Origin of the sequence: Streptomyces sp. NPDC005496 (assembly GCF_042872045.1) — a bacterium.
GTDB lineage: Bacteria > Actinomycetota > Actinomycetes > Streptomycetales > Streptomycetaceae > Streptomyces.
Map to the genome: position 1 here is coordinate 190515 of NZ_JBIAJQ010000014.1, position 15843 is coordinate 206357.

16 protein-coding genes are annotated in these 15843 nt (G+C 71.9%); 7 read left to right on the forward strand and 9 right to left on the reverse strand.

Annotation, left to right across the window (positions count from 1 at the left end):
* The first annotated feature begins 5 nt into the window (after positions 1 to 5).
* Positions 6 to 2150, forward strand: coding sequence for a hypothetical protein (locus ACFYQQ_RS35085; RefSeq protein WP_388906588.1), 2145 nt, complete (start codon positions 6 to 8; stop codon positions 2148 to 2150).
* A gap of 18 nt (positions 2151 to 2168) precedes the next feature.
* On the opposite strand, the gene ACFYQQ_RS35090 is transcribed toward ACFYQQ_RS35085, so the two are convergent.
* The 8 genes from ACFYQQ_RS35090 to hemL form a co-directional block, all read right to left on the reverse strand.
* Positions 2169 to 2564, reverse strand: coding sequence for an SRPBCC domain-containing protein (locus tag ACFYQQ_RS35090; protein WP_355795600.1), 396 nt, complete (start codon positions 2562 to 2564; stop codon positions 2169 to 2171).
* 121 nt (positions 2565 to 2685) lie between these two features.
* Complete coding sequence (ccsB, locus tag ACFYQQ_RS35095; protein WP_356167018.1) at positions 2686 to 3762, reverse strand: c-type cytochrome biogenesis protein CcsB; 1077 nt, start codon at positions 3760 to 3762, stop codon at positions 2686 to 2688.
* On the reverse strand, positions 3759 to 5585 hold the full coding sequence (locus ACFYQQ_RS35100) for a cytochrome c biogenesis protein ResB (RefSeq protein ID WP_388906592.1): 1827 nt from the start codon (positions 5583 to 5585) through the stop codon (positions 3759 to 3761). The genes ccsB and ACFYQQ_RS35100 overlap by 4 nt, the downstream gene beginning before the upstream one ends.
* 45 nt (positions 5586 to 5630) lie before the next feature.
* Positions 5631 to 6422 carry a cytochrome c biogenesis CcdA family protein gene (locus tag ACFYQQ_RS35105; protein WP_388906595.1) on the reverse strand — a complete coding sequence of 264 codons (792 nt, stop codon included), beginning with the start codon at positions 6420 to 6422 and terminating at the stop codon, positions 5631 to 5633.
* A 1-nt stretch (position 6423) separates the two neighbouring features.
* A complete protein-coding gene (locus tag ACFYQQ_RS35110; protein WP_355791987.1) occupies positions 6424 to 7056 on the reverse strand; it encodes a TlpA disulfide reductase family protein in 633 nt (210 codons plus the stop codon).
* Positions 7057 to 7122: 66 nt separating this feature from the next.
* The gene (locus tag ACFYQQ_RS35115) at positions 7123 to 8412 is read right to left on the reverse strand and encodes a hypothetical protein (RefSeq protein ID WP_355791990.1); all 1290 of its coding nucleotides are present in this window, start codon (positions 8410 to 8412) and stop codon (positions 7123 to 7125) included.
* Between the two features lie 202 nt (positions 8413 to 8614).
* Positions 8615 to 9328, reverse strand: coding sequence for a histidine phosphatase family protein (locus ACFYQQ_RS35120; RefSeq protein ID WP_355791993.1), 714 nt, complete (start codon positions 9326 to 9328; stop codon positions 8615 to 8617).
* A complete protein-coding gene (gene hemL, locus ACFYQQ_RS35125) occupies positions 9325 to 10641 on the reverse strand; it encodes a glutamate-1-semialdehyde 2,1-aminomutase (protein ID WP_356167011.1) in 1317 nt (438 codons plus the stop codon). Before hemL ends, ACFYQQ_RS35120 begins: the two co-directional genes overlap by 4 nt.
* Positions 10642 to 11005: 364 nt before the next feature.
* Here hemL and ACFYQQ_RS35130 point away from each other — a divergent pair, with 364 nt between their 5' ends.
* The 5 genes from ACFYQQ_RS35130 (at position 11006) to ACFYQQ_RS35150 (ending at position 14544) form a co-directional block, all read left to right on the forward strand.
* A complete protein-coding gene (locus ACFYQQ_RS35130; protein ID WP_003974483.1) occupies positions 11006 to 11443 on the forward strand; it encodes a hypothetical protein in 438 nt (145 codons plus the stop codon).
* A gap of 308 nt (positions 11444 to 11751) precedes the next feature.
* Positions 11752 to 11955 (forward strand): cold-shock protein, encoded by a 204-nt coding sequence (locus ACFYQQ_RS35135; protein ID WP_003974279.1) that lies wholly within the window; start codon positions 11752 to 11754, stop codon positions 11953 to 11955.
* A 284-nt stretch (positions 11956 to 12239) separates the two neighbouring features.
* A complete protein-coding gene (locus ACFYQQ_RS35140) occupies positions 12240 to 13784 on the forward strand; it encodes a DEAD/DEAH box helicase (RefSeq protein ID WP_388906600.1) in 1545 nt (514 codons plus the stop codon).
* 151 nt (positions 13785 to 13935) lie between these two features.
* Positions 13936 to 14226, forward strand: coding sequence for a CBS domain-containing protein (locus ACFYQQ_RS35145; RefSeq protein ID WP_388906603.1), 291 nt, complete (start codon positions 13936 to 13938; stop codon positions 14224 to 14226).
* 6 nt (positions 14227 to 14232) lie between these two features.
* Positions 14233 to 14544, forward strand: a complete 312-nt coding sequence (locus tag ACFYQQ_RS35150; RefSeq protein WP_356167005.1) for an SCO5918 family protein — start codon at positions 14233 to 14235, stop codon at positions 14542 to 14544.
* Positions 14545 to 14623: 79 nt separating this feature from the next.
* Here the strand turns inward: ACFYQQ_RS35150 and ACFYQQ_RS35155 are convergent, their stop codons facing one another.
* Positions 14624 to 14998, reverse strand: a complete 375-nt coding sequence (locus ACFYQQ_RS35155) for a hypothetical protein (RefSeq protein WP_355795252.1) — start codon at positions 14996 to 14998, stop codon at positions 14624 to 14626.
* Between the two features lie 484 nt (positions 14999 to 15482).
* Here ACFYQQ_RS35155 and ACFYQQ_RS35160 point away from each other — a divergent pair, with 484 nt between their 5' ends.
* On the forward strand, positions 15483 to 15821 hold the full coding sequence (locus ACFYQQ_RS35160; RefSeq protein WP_355795253.1) for a MerR family transcriptional regulator: 339 nt from the start codon (positions 15483 to 15485) through the stop codon (positions 15819 to 15821).
* Positions 15822 to 15843: the final 22 nt, after the last annotated feature.

Genomic DNA, 15843 nt, shown 5'->3' on the forward strand with positions numbered 1-15843 from the left:
CAGCCATGACAGGAACAGCGGCGGGACCGACGGCGACCGGCGGAGCGCGCACCGCGACGGACGAGGACGCGCTGCGCGCCGGACTGCGCGGGCGCGGGCCGCTCTTCGGCGCGGATCCGCCCGGACTCGCGGCCCGGCTGGTCGGCCGGACGCCCTACCGGCACCGCCCGGTACCGCAGGAGCACGCGCGGACCTCCCCGTTCGTGGTGCTCACCGGCGCCCGCGGACTGGGCGGGACCACCGTCCTGCGCGAACTGCGCGAGTCCTTCCGCGGCCACGTTCCGGTCGCGCTGATCGACGGTGCCGACAGCCGGCGCGCCGCCGGACCGCCCCGCCCGCCCGAAGCCTGGTCGCCGGTCGCACAGGCCCTCGCCGACGCCGCCGAACAGCTCGCGGAGCCGGTGAGCGGCGCGGGACGCCTCCAGTTCCCGCGTCTCGCGTGCGGGCTGCTGGCCGTCGCGGCGGGCGGCTGGGGCGACCGCGACGAGACCCGCGTGCGGCGGGAGTCCGAGCGCGTCCTGCTGCTCAACGACTCCGGCTCCTGGGTCCCGGGCCTCGCCGGGCGCTGGGTCGGCCGGGTCGTCACCCGGCTGACCGACACGGTGTCCGGCACCGGCCAGGGGGTGGAACCGCTCATCGAGGCGGCCCTGGAAGCCTTCTCCGAAGGGGTCTCGCCCACCCATCTGCGGCTGCGCAAGGGCGCCACCTGGTACCGGGACTGCCCGGACGCGGGCGGCAGCCCCAAGCTCGGGCTGGTCCTGCTCTCCGGCCGCTTCCGGGCGGGCGGCGACTCCCGCGCCCGGGCCGAACGCCACCTCGTACGCGCCCTGCTGGCCGATCTGGACGACGCCTACGCGGGGCCGCTCCAGCGCACCAGGCGGACCGGCCGGCCCCTCGTCCTCGTCGACGACGTGCAGGCGGCGCCCGGCCTCGCGCTCATGGAGGCGGTCCTGCGCGACCGCGCCGACGGCTTCCCCGACCCCGCCGTGTTCTTCGCCGCCCTGCGCGGCCCCACGCACCCGGCCCTGCGCGACGCCGCCCGCCGTACGCTCCCGGACCTCGCCCGGCACACCGGCTGGACGCCGGGCACCTCGCCGTCCTCCGGCGCGCTGCTCGTCCCGCTGCCGCCGCTGGCCCCCGACGACACCGCGCACCTCCTGGGCGCCGCGTGCCGGCCGGTCCCGGTGCCGCCGCACCTCCCGCCCGCCGTCCACCGGCTGACCGGGGGCAGTCCGCTGGGGGTCGCGCTGTTCGCCGAGTGCGCCCGGCAGAACCCGGCCGCGGCCTCGCCGGGCGCGCTCCTCACCGCCTCCCTCGTGCTGCCCGGGGACCACGAAGCGCGCCCCCTCCACCGGGAACTGCTCGACCGGCTGATGCCCGCAGGCGTGCTGGACGCGCTCACCGTGCTCGCCGCCGCCCACGACCGCGACTCGGCCCACGCCCTCGCCGCGGCACGGCTGCCCGACGGCTCGGGCGCCCCGGGAGTGCGCGACCTGGAGGAGCTGCTCGCGCGGGAGGGCCGTCCCGCGGCCGGCGGACACTTCGTCGGGGACCCGTTCCTGCGGGCGCTGCTGCTCCTGCGGCTGCACCGCCTCGACCCGGGCCGCCTCGCGTGGCGGGCCGCCCACCGCGCGCTCGTCCGCCACTACACCGACCCTCCCGGGGCCGCGGGCGGCCCCGGGCGCGCCCGCCTGCGCCTGCACCACGAACTGGCCCTGGGCGACACCGAGGGCGCGGTCGCCCACCTGCGCGACACCTTCGCCCGCGCCGACTGCGGCGACTGGCTGTCCTCCCTGTTGTTCATCGCCTCCGCGCCGTACCACCCCGGTCCCGACGGCCGCGACCGGCGGACCCCGGTCGCGCTCGGCCGTACGGACCCGGCCGTGCCCCCGCCGGACGGCACGCACGGCGCCCTCCATCTGCGGACACGCCGGCTGCTGCACGCTCTCTGGCGGCTGACCGACCCGCTCGTACCGCCGGACCCCGAGATGGGCAGGCGGGTGCGGTCCGAGCTGGAGGAGCTGTCGCAGGCGCGGCCCGCGGACGGCGCCGCGCTGCGGCGGGCGGCCCGGGACTGGCCGGCGGACGCCCTGGCCGGCCGGCCCCCGCGCACACCCGACGCGAGCGGCGACACGGCCGGGGAGCGGTGACCGCGGCCCGGGGCGGGCTCAGTCCCGGGCGAGCGCGGTCACGAGCCGCTCCAGGCGGGCGCGCCAGCCGGGCTCCGGGCCGCTCCGCGTCTCGTGGGTGAAGCGGAGCGTGGTGCCGCCGTCCGGCGCGGCCTCCAGGTGGAAGCGGATCCGCCCGCGCTCCTCGGCCGTGTACTCGGCGACGCGCTCCACGTCCCACGCCGTGACCCGTCCCTCGCCCAGCTCGCCCAGGCGGGCCGCTCCGCCGAGCCGCGGCTCCAGGTCCACGGCGCCGGCGAGCCATTCCCGCAGGCCCTCGGCGGTGGCCACCGCCGGCCAGACGTCCTCCACGGGCCGGGGAAGGCGCAGCAGGTAGTGCAGCAGACGCAGGTCCCCGCGGGTCTCGGCGGTGCCCTCTTCGATGACGTCGCTCATGACACCAGCGTGGCGCGGCACCAAGGGATGCGCACCCCTGCCCGTACGCCGAGGGCCGGCCGCCCGTGCCCCGGGTCGGGGTCACGGGCGGCCGGCCCTGTCGGTCGTGCGTGCGTGCGGATCAGACGCCGGCGTAGGAGTGCTTGCCGGTGACGAAGATGTTGACGCCGTAGTAGTTGAACAGCCAGCACGCGAAGGCGATCAGCGCGATGTAGGCGGCCTTGCGGCCCTTCCAGCCGGCCGTGGCCCGGGCATGCAGGTAGCCGGCGTACGCGACCCAGGTGATGAACGACCAGGTCTCCTTGGGGTCCCAGCCCCAGTAGCGGCCCCAGGCGTCGCCCGCCCAGATCGCGCCCGCGATGATCGTGAACGTCCACAGCGGGAAGACGGCGGCGTTCACGCGGTAGGAGAACTTGTCGAGCGAGGCCGCCGCGGGCAGCCGCTCCAGCACCGAGGTCGCGAACCGGCCGGGCTTCCCGCCGCCCGCCAGCTTGTTCTCGTAGGAGTCCTTGAAGAGGTACAGCAGGGTGCCGACCGCGCCCACGTAGAAGACGGCGCCGCAGAAGATCGCGGTGGAGACGTGGATGTACAGCCAGTACGAGTGGAGCGCGGGGACCAGCTGGTCGCTGGCGGTGTACAGGACGGTGACGGCGAGACCGAGGTCGAGCAGGACCGTCGTGACCAGCGGGAGGCCGAGCCAGCGGATGTTCTTCTTCAGCGCCAGCAGCGCGAGGTACACGCCGACGGCCACCGTGGAGAAGGTGAGGTTGAACTCGTACATGTTGCCCCACGGCGCCCGCTGCACCGACAGGGCGCGGGCGAGCACGCCCGCCGCCTCGACGGCGAAGGCGAGCACGGTGAGGGAGACGGCGATGCGGCCGTAGAGGTCGCCCTGCTCGTCGCCGCCGTGCGCGCCGGGGCCGTCCGGCACGTCACGGGCGCCGGCCGCGGAGCGGACGACGACCTTGGGCCGCTCCAGGACGGCGGTGCCGCCGGCCTGCTGCACGGTGACCGCCGGCGCCTGCGCGGCACCGCTCTGCGTGAGCGCGGCGGCCGTGCGGCCGACCTTGCTGCGGCTGCCGAAGAGCCACTCGGCGATGTACGCGAAGAAGGCCAAGGTGTAGACGGCCATCGACGAGTAGATCAGCGTGTTGCTGATACTGGCGAGGTTTTCGTTCGTTGCGGCGGCGAGAGTCACTGCTTCTCAGCCCCTTCGGCGGCAGGTACGGCGTGGGGTTCGGGGATGTCCGGGTCGGGCTCGGTCGGGTCGGGGTCGGGGGCGCTCGGTGCCCGGTCGTGCACGAGCGCCGCCAGGTCGCCGAGTTCCTCGGGGAGCTTCGCGGACTCGCTGCGGCCGAGCCCGGCCATCTCCACGACGGTCACCCCGTCCGCCCCGGTGGTGGCGCGCACCCAGACCCTGCGGCGCTGGATGAACAGGGAGGCGGCGAGGCCGAGGATCGCGGCGATGGCACCGGCCAGCGCCCAGTCACTGCCGGGCTGCTGGGTGACCTGGAAACCGGCCCACTCCTTGATGTCCTTCTCGAAGGTGATCGAGCCGGCGCCGTTCGGGAGCTGCATGGTCTCGCCGGGGGTCAGCCGCTGCTTGAGGATGTCGCCCTGGGCGTTCTTGAACTGCTTCAGCTTCGCGGTGTCGAGCTGGTACACGTTCTGCGGGATGCCCGAGTCGACGCCCAGGCTGCCGTGGTACGCGGACAGCGCGAGCACCGGCCGGTCCAGCGCCGGGAACTGGGAGAACATCGTGCCCTTGCCGGCGCCCGCGAAGGTCGGCACGAAGAACGCGGAGAAGCCGAGCTGCTCCTTCTTCCCCGCGGCGTTCCGGTAGCCGTCGAGCACCTTGATGGCGCCCTGCGAGGTCACGTTGGAGTCGAGCGGAAGCATCGGCACGGGCTGGCGGAAGACGACGTCGCCCTTGCCGTCCCGCACGGTGACGACGGGCGCGTAGCCGTGGCTGACGAGGTAGACCTTGGAGTCGCCGATCACCAGCGGCTCGTTGACCTGGACGGACGTGCGCTTCGGGGTGCCGTCGGCGCCCTCGCTGTAGGTGATGTCCGCCTGGTACGTGCGCGGGGTGCCCTTGTTGGGGCCGGTCCGCTCGTAGGTGCCGGTGAACTTCTTCAGGTCGAAGCTGAACGGCGTCAGGTCGTCGACGTCGAAGAGGCTGCCGGACTTGAAGTCGTCGTACTGCAGCAGCGTGTTGGAGAAGCCGTCGCCTTCGACGACCAGCTTGTTGCCCTCGGACTTGAAGAGCTGTCCCCAGGCGAAGGCGACCAGCATCACGATCAGGGCGATGTGGAAGAGCAGGTTGCCCGCCTCGCGCACGTAGCCCTTCTCGGCGGCGACCGCGTCCCCGGCGACGTGCGCCCGGAAGCGGCGCTGCTTGAGCACCGTGAGCGCGGCCTCGCGGACCTGCTCGGGCTCGGCCCCGGTGCGCCAGGTGGTGTACGCGGGCAGCCGGGTCAGCCGCTTCGGGGCGCCCGGCGGACGGCTGCGCAGCTGCCCCACGAACTGCCAGGTGCGCGGCACGATGCAGCCGATGAGCGAGACGAACAGCAGGATGTAGATCGCGGAGAACCACACCGAGCTGTAGACGTGGAAGAGGCCGAGCTTCTCGTAGACGGGCGCGAGCGTGGTGTGCGCCTGCTGGAACTCGGCGACCTTCGTCGCGTCGTTCCCGGTCTGCGGGATCAGCGAGCCGGGGATCGCCCCGAGCGACAGCAGGAAGAGCAGGATCAGCGCGACCCGCATGGAGGTGAGCTGGCGCCAGAACCAGCGGGTCCAGCCGACGAGCTCACGCCCGGTCCAGGCGAGCCAGCCGGCGGCGCCGGGGGCCCGGTTGCCGCCGAAGGAGCCGGGGACGACCGTCTCGGTGGGCGCCGTGGACAGCTGCGAGCCGGCCTCGCCGAGTTCCCGCGCGTCCCGGGCGGCCTCCGCGCCGGGACCGTCCCCGGAGGGGGATCCGTCGGCCGGACCGGTCGTGGTGCTGGTGTCAGTCGTGCTCATGGAACCGGTTTCGGTCTCGGCGTCGGTTTCGGCCTTGCGCATGGATCAGATCCCCACCGCGAAGCCGTTGGACCAGGTCTGCATCTGCTGCATCATGCTGTCCCACGCACCGGTCAGCAGCAGCACGCCGGTCACGATCATCATGCCGCCGCCGATCCGCATCACCCACGCGTAGTGGCGCTTGACCCAGCCGAAGGCGCCGAGCGCCTTGCGGAAGGCGACCGCGGCGAGCACGAAAGGCACCCCGAGGCCGGCGCAGTACGCGACCGTCAGTATGGCCCCGCGCCCGGCGCTCGCCTGGTCGACCGCGAGGGCCTGCACGGACGCGAGGGTCGGGCCGATGCAGGGGGTCCAGCCGATGCCGAAGAGGGCGCCGAGCACGGGGGCCCCGGCCAGGCCGGCCACCGGCCGCTGGTGGAAGCGGAACTCGCGCTGGGTGAGCCAGGGCATCAGCCCGAGGAAGAAGACACCCATGAGGATCATGAGTCCGCCGAGCACGGTGGTCAGCGTGTCCTGGTACTCCTGCAGGGTCGAGCCGAAGTAGCCGAAGAGCGCTCCGCCGGAGACGAAGACGGCCGTGAAGCCGAGCACGAACAGGGACGCGCCCGCGGCCATCCGCCCGCGCCTCGCGTCCGCGAGGTCGGTGCCGCTGACCCCGGTGACGTACGAGAGGTATCCGGGCACCAGCGGCAGCACACACGGGGAGAAGAAGGAGACGAGTCCGCCGAGCACGGCGACCGGCACGGCGAGCAGCAGCGCGCCGTTCAGCACGGTGTGGTTCACCCCGTCGGACGCGGCGAGGACCGCGGTGGCGTGGAGCACGGAGGCGTCGCTCACGTCACTTCTCCGCGAGGATCGGCTTGAGCATGCCGCGCAGCTTGTCCTCGCTCAGCGGCGACAGCGAGCGGGCCGCGATCTTCCCGTCCCGGTCGAGGACGACGGTGGAGGGGATGGCCTGGGGGTTGAGCGAGCCCTTGGGGAAGCGGAGCATCAGCTTGCCGGTGGGGTCGTACAGGCTCGGGTAGGGCACCTCGTAGTCCTTCTCGAACTCCTTGGCCGGACCCGTGCTGGTGTCACGCGTGTTGATGCCGACGAACTGCACGCCCCGCGCTTCGAGGTCCTCGGCGACCCTGGTGAAGCCGGGCGCCTCGGCGCGGCACGGCGGGCACCAGGAGCCCCAGACGTTGAGGACGACGACCTTGCCCTTGTAGTCGGCGACGTCGATCTTCTTGCCGTCGACGGTGGGGCCCGACAGGTCGGGGGCGTCGGCCCGTTCGCCCTTCGCTGCGGTGGCGATGCCGTCGGTGCCGGTGACGAAGTTCGTGTTGCCCGATCCCCCATGCGTGCCGCCGGAGCCGCAGGCGGTCAGGGCGAGTGCCGCGACCGCGGCCCCGGCGGTGAGCAGGGCGGCACGGCTACGGCTGCGGTTCGCGCGGTCGAGGCGCTGGCGGGCGCGGCGGGCGGCACTCATGTGAAAAGTTTCGCATGTCCGTTCCGGGGATCTTGCGCACCCCCCTCGCGGGCGGAAACCCGCATATCAGGCGCCCTTTTCGCCCTTGCCCGAGGCGCTTCCGCCGGTCCCGCCGGTCCCGCCGGAGAGCCCCTTCCAGCCACCGGCCGGTTTCTGTCCCACGTCCAGCGACTGGAGCGCGGCCAGCACGTCGGGCCGCTGCACGTCCATCCAGTCCACGAACTGCCGGAAGGAGACGAGGCGTACGTCGCCGCCCTTCTCCCTCTGCCGCGCGATGTACTTGATCGCGCGCTCCACGGCGTCCATGTAGATGCCGCCGTTCCACTCCTCGAAGTGGTTGCCGATGAAGAGCGGTGCCCGGTTCGTCTCGTATGCCCGCTTGAATCCCGCGATGTACGCCCCGGCGGACTGGGTGCGCCAGCCCGGGTAGTTGTACGCCGGCGCCTTGGTCGAGTTCACCGACTGGTTGGCCAGCATGTTGTAGTCCATCGAGAGCACCTCGAAGCCGCGGCCCGGGAACGGGATCGCCTGGAGCGGCAGGTCCCACACGCCCTCGGTCTTCCGCGGCCAGCGCTGGCGGCCGCCGGGCGAGGAGGCGTCGTAGCGCCAGCCGAGCTCACGGGCGGTCGGCAGCAGGTTGTCCTGGCCGAGGAGGCAGGGGGTGCGGCCGCCGATGAGTTCCTTGTCGTAGTCGAAGGGCAGCGACGGCAGGTCGGTCCAGCCGGTGTTGGTCCGCCACTCCTTCACGAAGGACTTGGCCTGGTGGATCTCGCTGCGCCACTGCTTGGGCGTCCAGTTGGCGACGCTGCCGTAGCCGGAGCAGAAGTGGCCGTTGAAGTGCGTGCCGATCTCGTGGCCGTCGAGCCAGGCGCGCCGGACACCCTTCAGCGTCATCCGGATGTGCTCGTCGGTCAGGTAGCCGATGTCGGAGGCGCCCGGCGCGTTGTTCGGCGGGAGGTACAGGCGCTTCTTCGACTCGGGCAGCAGGTAGACCCCGGACAGGAAGAACGTCATGTGCGCCTCGTGGTCCTTCGCGAGGTCCAGGAAGCGCTCGAAGAGGCCGGTCCCGACCTCGCCCGCGCCGTCCCAGGAGAAGACCACGAACTGCGGCGGGGTCTCGCCGGGCTCCAGGGGCACGGGCTGTCCGGGCTGCCGGGGCTGCTTGCCCGTGAAGGAGGTCGACCCGTCACCGAGGGGGCGTACGGGGGTCTTGGGGGCACCGGGGCCGCCGGTGCGGGAACCGCCCGGGGTGCTCGCGCCCTCTTGTCGGTGAGCGGTACCGCAGGCGGTGAGGCCGAGCGCGGTGGCGGCGCCCGCCCCCATCCCGATCACTCCGCGTCGGCTGACGTCCCGCATGTCGTCCCCATTTCGTCGCGCCCTCTCAGCCGGCTATCGGCCGGCATCCCATGAGAGGGCGCGACGAGGACGGGGGTTCCGTCTCACTCGCACATATTCATATTATTTTACGAAGATGCGCTCGAATGGCCCGGATGTGCACGCTTTGTGACGATGCGTACGCCCGGCGCACACCTCCCGGGCACAGGCCATCCGCTCTCGATCAGGCCCCGAACGCCTTGCCCTGGCCTTGCACCGGCTTGGCACCGGCGAGGAGATGAGCGGGCACCAGATCCCGGGCGGGCTCGCTGTAGCCCACCGAGACGATCTTGTCGCCGCGGTAGGTGAAGCTCGTCAGCGAGGCCAGGGTGCACTGCCGCTTGCGCGGGTCGTGCCACAGCCGCCGCCGCTCCACGAAGGACCGTAGGATCCAGATCGGCAACTGGTGGGACACGCACACCGCTTCGTGCCCGCGCGCCGCGTCCTTGGCGGCGTCCAGCGCCCCCATCATCCGCACGACCTGCTCCACGTACGGCTCGCCCCAGGACGGCTTGAACGGGTTGACCAGGTGCTTCCAGTTCTCCGGGCGGCGCAGCGCGCCGTCCCCGACCCCGAAGGTCTTGCCCTGGAAGACGTTCTCCGCCTCGATCAGCCGGCCGTCGGTCGCGAGGTCCAGCCCGTGCGCCTTGGCGATGGGCGTCGCCGTCTCCTGCGCCCGCTCCAGGGGCGAGGCGACGACGTACGTGACGTCCCGTGAGGACAGCTTCTCCGCGACCCGGTCGGCCATCTGCCGCCCCAGCTCGGAGAGGTGATAGCCGGCCAGCCGCCCGTACAGGACGCCGTCCGGGTTCTCGACCTCGCCGTGCCGCATCACATGGACGACCGTCAGATCGTCGTCCCTCTTCTCAGGTGCCTTCTCGGCTCCCGTGCCGGTCATGCCGTGGCCTCCGCCGCTGCCCGTGCCGCCGCCGGAAGGGCGTCGGCGATCCGCTGAACCGCCCGCTCGTCGTGCGCCGTGGACACGAACCACGACTCGAACGACGAGGGCGGCAGATAGACGCCCTGCGCGAGCAACGAGTGGAAGAACGCGGTGTACCGGAAGGACTCCTGCGTCTTCGCGTCCTCGTAGTCGCGCACCTCCCGCTCGGTGAAGAAGACCGAGAACATGTTGGACGCGTTCTGCAGCCGGTGCGCCACGCCCTCCTTGGCGAGCGCCTCGGTCACCAGCGTGCGGATCTGCAGGGACACCGCGTCGACCGTCTCGTACGCGGCGTCGTCCAGCAGCCGCAGCTGCGCGAGCCCGGCGGCGGTCGCCACCGGGTTCCCCGACAGCGTGCCCGCCTGGTAGACCGGCCCCGCGGGCGCGAGGTGGCCCATCACGTCGGCCCGTCCACCGAAGGCGGCGGCCGGGAAGCCGCCGCCCATGACCTTGCCGAAGGTCATCAGGTCGGGACGGACGCCGTCCACCCCGTACCAGCCGGACCTGCTGGTCCGGAAGCCGGTCATGACCTCGTCCGAGATGAACAGCGCGCCGTTCTGCGCGCAGGCGTCCTTCAGACCCTGGTTGAACCCGGGCCGCGGCGGCACGACACCCATGTTCCCGGGCGAGGCCTCCGTGATGACGCAGGCGATCTCACCGGGGTGCGCCCGGAACGCGGCGTGCACGGCGTCCAGGTCGTTGTACGGCAGGACGATGGTGTCCCCCGCCTGCGCACCGGTGACGCCGGGGGTGTCCGGCAGGGCGAAGGTCGCCAGCCCGCTGCCCGCGGCGGCCAGCAGGGAGTCGACGTGCCCGTGGTAGCAGCCGGCGAACTTGATCACCTTGGCGCGGCGGGTGAAGCCGCGCGCCAGACGGATGGCGGACATGGTCGCCTCGGTCCCGCTGGAGACGAGGCGCACCTGCTCGACGGGCTCGACGCGCGCGACGATCTCCTCGGCCAGCGCGACCTCGCCCTCGCCCGGGGTGCCGAAGGACGTGCCGCGCCCGACGGCCTCCTGGACGGCGGCGATGACCTCGGGGCGGGAGTGCCCGAGGATCATCGGCCCCCAGGAACACACGAGGTCGACGTACTCCCTCCCGTCGGCGTCGGTCAGATAGGGACCGCTGCCGGACACCATGAAACGGGGCGTACCGCCCACGGCGCGGAACGCGCGCACGGGCGAGTTCACACCGCCCGGTGTGACGGCAGCCGCACGGTCGAAAAGAGTCTGCGAAACTGGGGCTTCGTACGGATAGCTCACACAAGCCATGGTGTCAGAGGCCGCGAAGATCCTGCGGACAGGTGTTTCAGCCCACGTTTCGCCGAGCGGCCGTGGGGGAGGTCACTGACACGATGATCGGGTTGCGCGGCGGGGGTCGCGCGGCCTAGAAAAGCAGTCGGGTGGAGATATGCATCGCGGTGGCGGACTGGGCGAGGGGACCGATGACCTCGGTCCTCGGCGTGCCCGGCGGGGGAGGCACCGACGCGAGGCGGAGGAAGCCGCAGAGGCACGGCAGGCGCAGGGTTCACAGGGTGAGCCTGAGCGGATCGAGCAGTCGGCCCGTATGGACGGTATGGACTACACGGACCGTGGAGCAGACCGGCTCAGGGCAGGGAGCGGGAATGGTGGCCGGGTGGGGGTGACGTACAAATACTTCGGCGCGCCCGACGGCGCGACGGCAGCGCGGGTCCCGATCTCGATGCGCCCCGAGGAGCTCGGCGGCGACGAGCTCGGGATGAACGGCATGTTCACCAAGATCAAGCCGGAGACGATGGCCGCGATGGTCCTCACCGGCATCGAGGGCGTCCCGCTGCACAAGGTTCCCCCGCTGGAGCTCGTCGTCCTGCACCCCGACTACGCGGTCGTCAAGCTCCCCATGACGGTCGTGGACCCGCTGCGCGGCATAGGAGAGGAAGCGGTGGGCGCCGCCGCCTTCATCTGGTCGACGGTCCCGGACCGCGGCGGCCCGCGTGACGCGTTCAACGTCTACCAGCTGCTGCACGAGTGGCAGGACTTCTCCCACCGCCTGCACGAGGCGGGGCACCAGCCGTACTGCCTGGTCTGGCCCTGAGCCGCGAAGGCCGCACTTCGCCGCGACAATATCTGTGCTCGCGAAATAAGAAATGGCCGTAACACGCCATGAGAATTTCACGCCCGCCCGGCTGAACGGAATTACTTACCGTGCACGCCCGGGCCGGGCGTGCTACTGTCAGTCAAAGTTGCAGTTGTGATTCCCAAAACTTCAAGCGCCCCCGGCGGCTCCTGTGCCGGGTGGGAGTGCTTGTGTATTTCCGGTCATTTCCGGACGGGGCGATCATCGCGACGACGCGGAATCGGCACAGTGCGGATTCCGGGGAATGCCCCCGAAGGAGATTAGACATGGCTACTGGCACCGTGAAGTGGTTCAACGCGGAAAAGGGCTTCGGCTTCATCGAGCAGGACGGCGGCGGCGCCGACGTCTTCGCCCACTACTCGAACATCGCCGCCCAGGGCTTCCGCGAGCTGCTCGAAGGCCAGAAGGTGAACTTCGACATCGCGCAGGGCCAGAAGGGCCCGACGGCCGAGAACATCGTTCTCGCCTGACGCGACGCCTTAACTTCGCAGCTGGGGCCCGCACCTTGGGGTGCGGGCCCCAGCTCGTTGCCGCTCGCCCCCGGCGGGCACAGCTCGTGCACGATTCCTCCGTCCGGCCCTGAGTTTTTCCGCAACGGCCCGGCCCGAGGACTGTTATCAAAAAGGCGCAGGCCCCGGTTTTTCTCCGCGGCTGGATTCGCCTCCGTATTCACTGGGCGCGTCCCTGCGATTCTCCGTGCTGTTTCTCATGCCGGGAATTCCTTGATGCGTGCCGCGTCGAGGAAGGTTCCCCTTTGAACCGCACACGTACGAACACCCGCTCCACCACCTCCCGCAATCGCGCCGGCGCCTCCGGTGCGGGCCGCGGCGGTGCGCGCTTCGGCTCGGCCTACGCCGGCCGCTCGGGCGCTCCCAGCCGCTCCGGCGGCTACGGACGGCGTTCCGCTCCGCAGGGCGAGTTCGCCCTGCCGGTCACCGTCACCCCCGCGCTGCCCGCCGTCGAGGCGTTCGCCGACCTCGACATGCCGGCGGCGCTGCTGGCCGCGCTGACCGCGGAGGGCGTCACCACCCCGTTCCCCATCCAGGGGGCGACCCTGCCGAACTCCCTCGCCGGCCGTGACGTGCTCGGCCGTGGCCGCACCGGCTCCGGCAAGACGCTCGCCTTCGGTCTCGCCATGCTGGCCCGCACCGCCGGACAGCGCGCCGAGCCCCGCCGCCCGCTGGCCCTGGTCCTCGTACCGACCCGCGAGCTCGCGCAGCAGGTGACCGACGCCCTGACCCCGTACGCCCGCGCCGTGCGGCTGCGGCTGACGACGATCGTCGGCGGCATGTCGATCGGCCGGCAGGCAGGCGCGCTGCGCTCCGGCGCGGAGATCGTCGTGGCCACCCCGGGACGGCTCAAGGACATGGTCGACCGCGGGCACTGCACCCTGGACCAGGTCGCCGTCACCGTCCTCGACGAGGCCGACCAGATGACCGACATGGGCTTCATGCCGCAGGTGACCGACCTGCTGGACCAGGTGAGTCCCGGTGGGCAGCGGATGCTGTTCTCGGCGACCCTGGACCGCAACGTCGACCTGCTGGTCCGGCAGTACCTGTCCGACCCGGTGGTCCACTCCGTCGACCCCTCCGCGGGCGCCGTGACCACCATGGAGCACTACGTCCTGCACGTGCAGGGCGCGGACAAGCAGCGCACCACCACCGAGATCGCCGCCCGCGACGGCCGGGTGATCATGTTCCTGGACACCAAGCACGCGGTGGACCGGCTGACCGGGCACCTGCTGGAGAACGGCGTCCGCGCCGCGGCCCTGCACGGCGGCAAGTCCCAGCCCCAGCGCACCCGCACCCTCGCCCAGTTCAAGTCCGGGCATGTGACGGTGCTGGTGGCGACCAACGTCGCGGCCCGCGGCATCCACGTCGACGACCTCGACCTCGTGGTGAACGTGGACCCGCCGAGCGACCCCAAGGACTACCTGCACCGCGGCGGCCGTACCGCCCGCGCCGGGGAGTCCGGCAGCGTGGTCACCCTGGTGACGCCCAACCAGCGCCGCGAGATGAGCCGCCTCGTGGCCGCCGCGGGCATCGTCGCCCACACCGCGCAGGTGAGCTCGGGCGAGGAGGAGCTGAGCCGGATCACCGGCGCCCAGGCCCCCTCCGGCATCCCGGTCACCATCACGGCGCCGCCGTCGGAGCGCTCCCGGCGCGGCACCTCGTCCTCGCCCCGCGGCCGCCGTGGCCGCCCCGGCCAGGACGGCCGCGGCGCCCAGAGCCGCGGTGCCTCGGCCCCGCGCCGGACGTCGGCCCAGCGGCCGCCGTCCGCCTTCGACGCGGCGGCCTGACGGTCCCCGTCCGGCAGGAGCAGTCGTCCCCATCCCCTCTTCGCAGGAGGCACCTTTGACGCTGGTTCAGACACAGTCGCGGCCGGCGGATCCCGCCGGCAGGCCGACGGCCGCCTCCCCGGAGGCGTCCGCGCCGCACGTCCGTGACGACATGACCGTAGAGGTCGCCCTGTCCGTCATGGCGAGCGCGCGTACCTGCCATCTGCTGATCTGCGACGAGGACGACCAGCTCACCGGCCGGGTCACCCGGGCCCGGCTCACCGCCGTCCGCGACAGCCCCGGTTACACGGACCGGGTCCGTCTGCGGGACGTCTGCGAAGAAGACGCGGGCCCCTCGGCCCGCACGTGCCAGGGAGACCGCGCGGAGCGCGGAGTGCTCTCGGCGCCCCCGGCCGTCCGGCACCGCCCGGCCGGACCGTTCTCCCTCTCCCACTCCCTGTGAGGCACCATGCGCTGCATCATCGCCCGCTTCCCGTTCGACCTGACCAAGGCCGGCGTGCTGGAAACGATGAAGGGCGTCAAGCCCGAGCCGATCACGGGTGAATCGGTGATCATCGGCCGTCGCCACTACCCCGTCAAGCAGGTGGGCCAGGTCGTCACCCGGCAGGACCGCCGCGACTTCACCGCCGCCGAGGTCACCCGGGCGATGACCCAGCTCGGCTTCACCTGCCGTCCCCACCTCCCCGAGGCCACGCCCCACCAGGCCCTCTCCCCGTTCGAGAACGCGTCGGTGCTGCTGGGCGCCCCCGCGGCGGTGTAGACCGGGACCACGACAGCGAAGAGGGCCCTGCCGGCGCGCGCCGGCAGGGCCCTCTTCGCTGTGTTCGGCCCGTTCGGCCTCAGTGGTCGGAGTAGCTGAAGTCGCCCACGGTCCAGGCGGTGACGTCCTGGATCGCGACGCGGTACATCCCCCCCGTCTCCGGGATCCCCATGCTGCCCTGGAGGATGCGGGCGACATGGAAGTGCAGATGGGTGGGTGCCCCGCCGTCGCCGGAGCGGCCCTGCTCCCGGCTTCCGGTGAAGATGCCGGAGAAGGGGCCCAGCTGGTCGGAGTCCACCAGCACCTCGGCGACCCGCTGTCGCCACACGTCCTCGGGAGCCAGCCGGCCGGTGATGACAGTGCCGCCGGCGACCACGGTCAGGGACATCTGCGTGCTTTTCTCGGCCTCCACCAGGGCGGCGATGCCGATGAGCAGTTCGTCAGGGTTCGACATGAGTGCGGATTCTATGCAGCGACCCGGCCGCGCCCCACCCTGGACCGGGGAAAACGTGCACGCGACAAGAAACCGTGGCCGCGAGCTCTCCAAAATCTACTCTGGCCGGAGTAGACATTGCCGGGCTGCGTGGCTACGATTTCTCGCGTAGTCACAGTCGAGCAGGACCCGCCAGACACGAACTGGCGGGGAGTAGTACCGGTTTTCAGCACGTGAAGGATCCAGCGGACGGACGGAGGAGCTGACGCCATCAGGATCGCCCGGGCACGAGAGGGATTCGGCCCGGGTACCGCAAGACCCCGGAACGGAAGGTGGTCCCCGGTCACGCATCCGCGATCCCCGCAGCTCCGCCCCTCTCCCGGGCCGGACCGCGGAAACAGAAGGTCGGCACTCCGATAGGGCCGGCAGATGGTGTTGAATTTCCTTCGGGGCCCTGGTGCCGTACGGCACCAGGGCCCCTCGAGGCGTTGTACTACGAGGTGAGATGACAGCAGATAACCCGCTCAGCAATCGTCTGGACGACGACGACTATCCCGCGTACACCATGGGACGGGCCGCCGAGATGCTCGGTACGACGCCCGGCTTCCTGCGTGCCATCGGGGAGGCCCGTCTGATCACGCCGCTGCGCTCCGAGGGCGGCCACCGCCGGTACTCGCGCTACCAGCTGCGGATTGCCGCCCGCGCCCGTGAACTGGTCGACCAGGGCACGCCGATCGAGGCCGCCTGCCGCATCGTCATCCTCGAGGACCAGCTCGAGGAGGCACAGCGCATCAACGCCGAGTTCCGCCGCGCCGCGGCCGACTCGCCGCACGGCGCACGCTGACTCCGGGGCCGCCGGCCGAAGC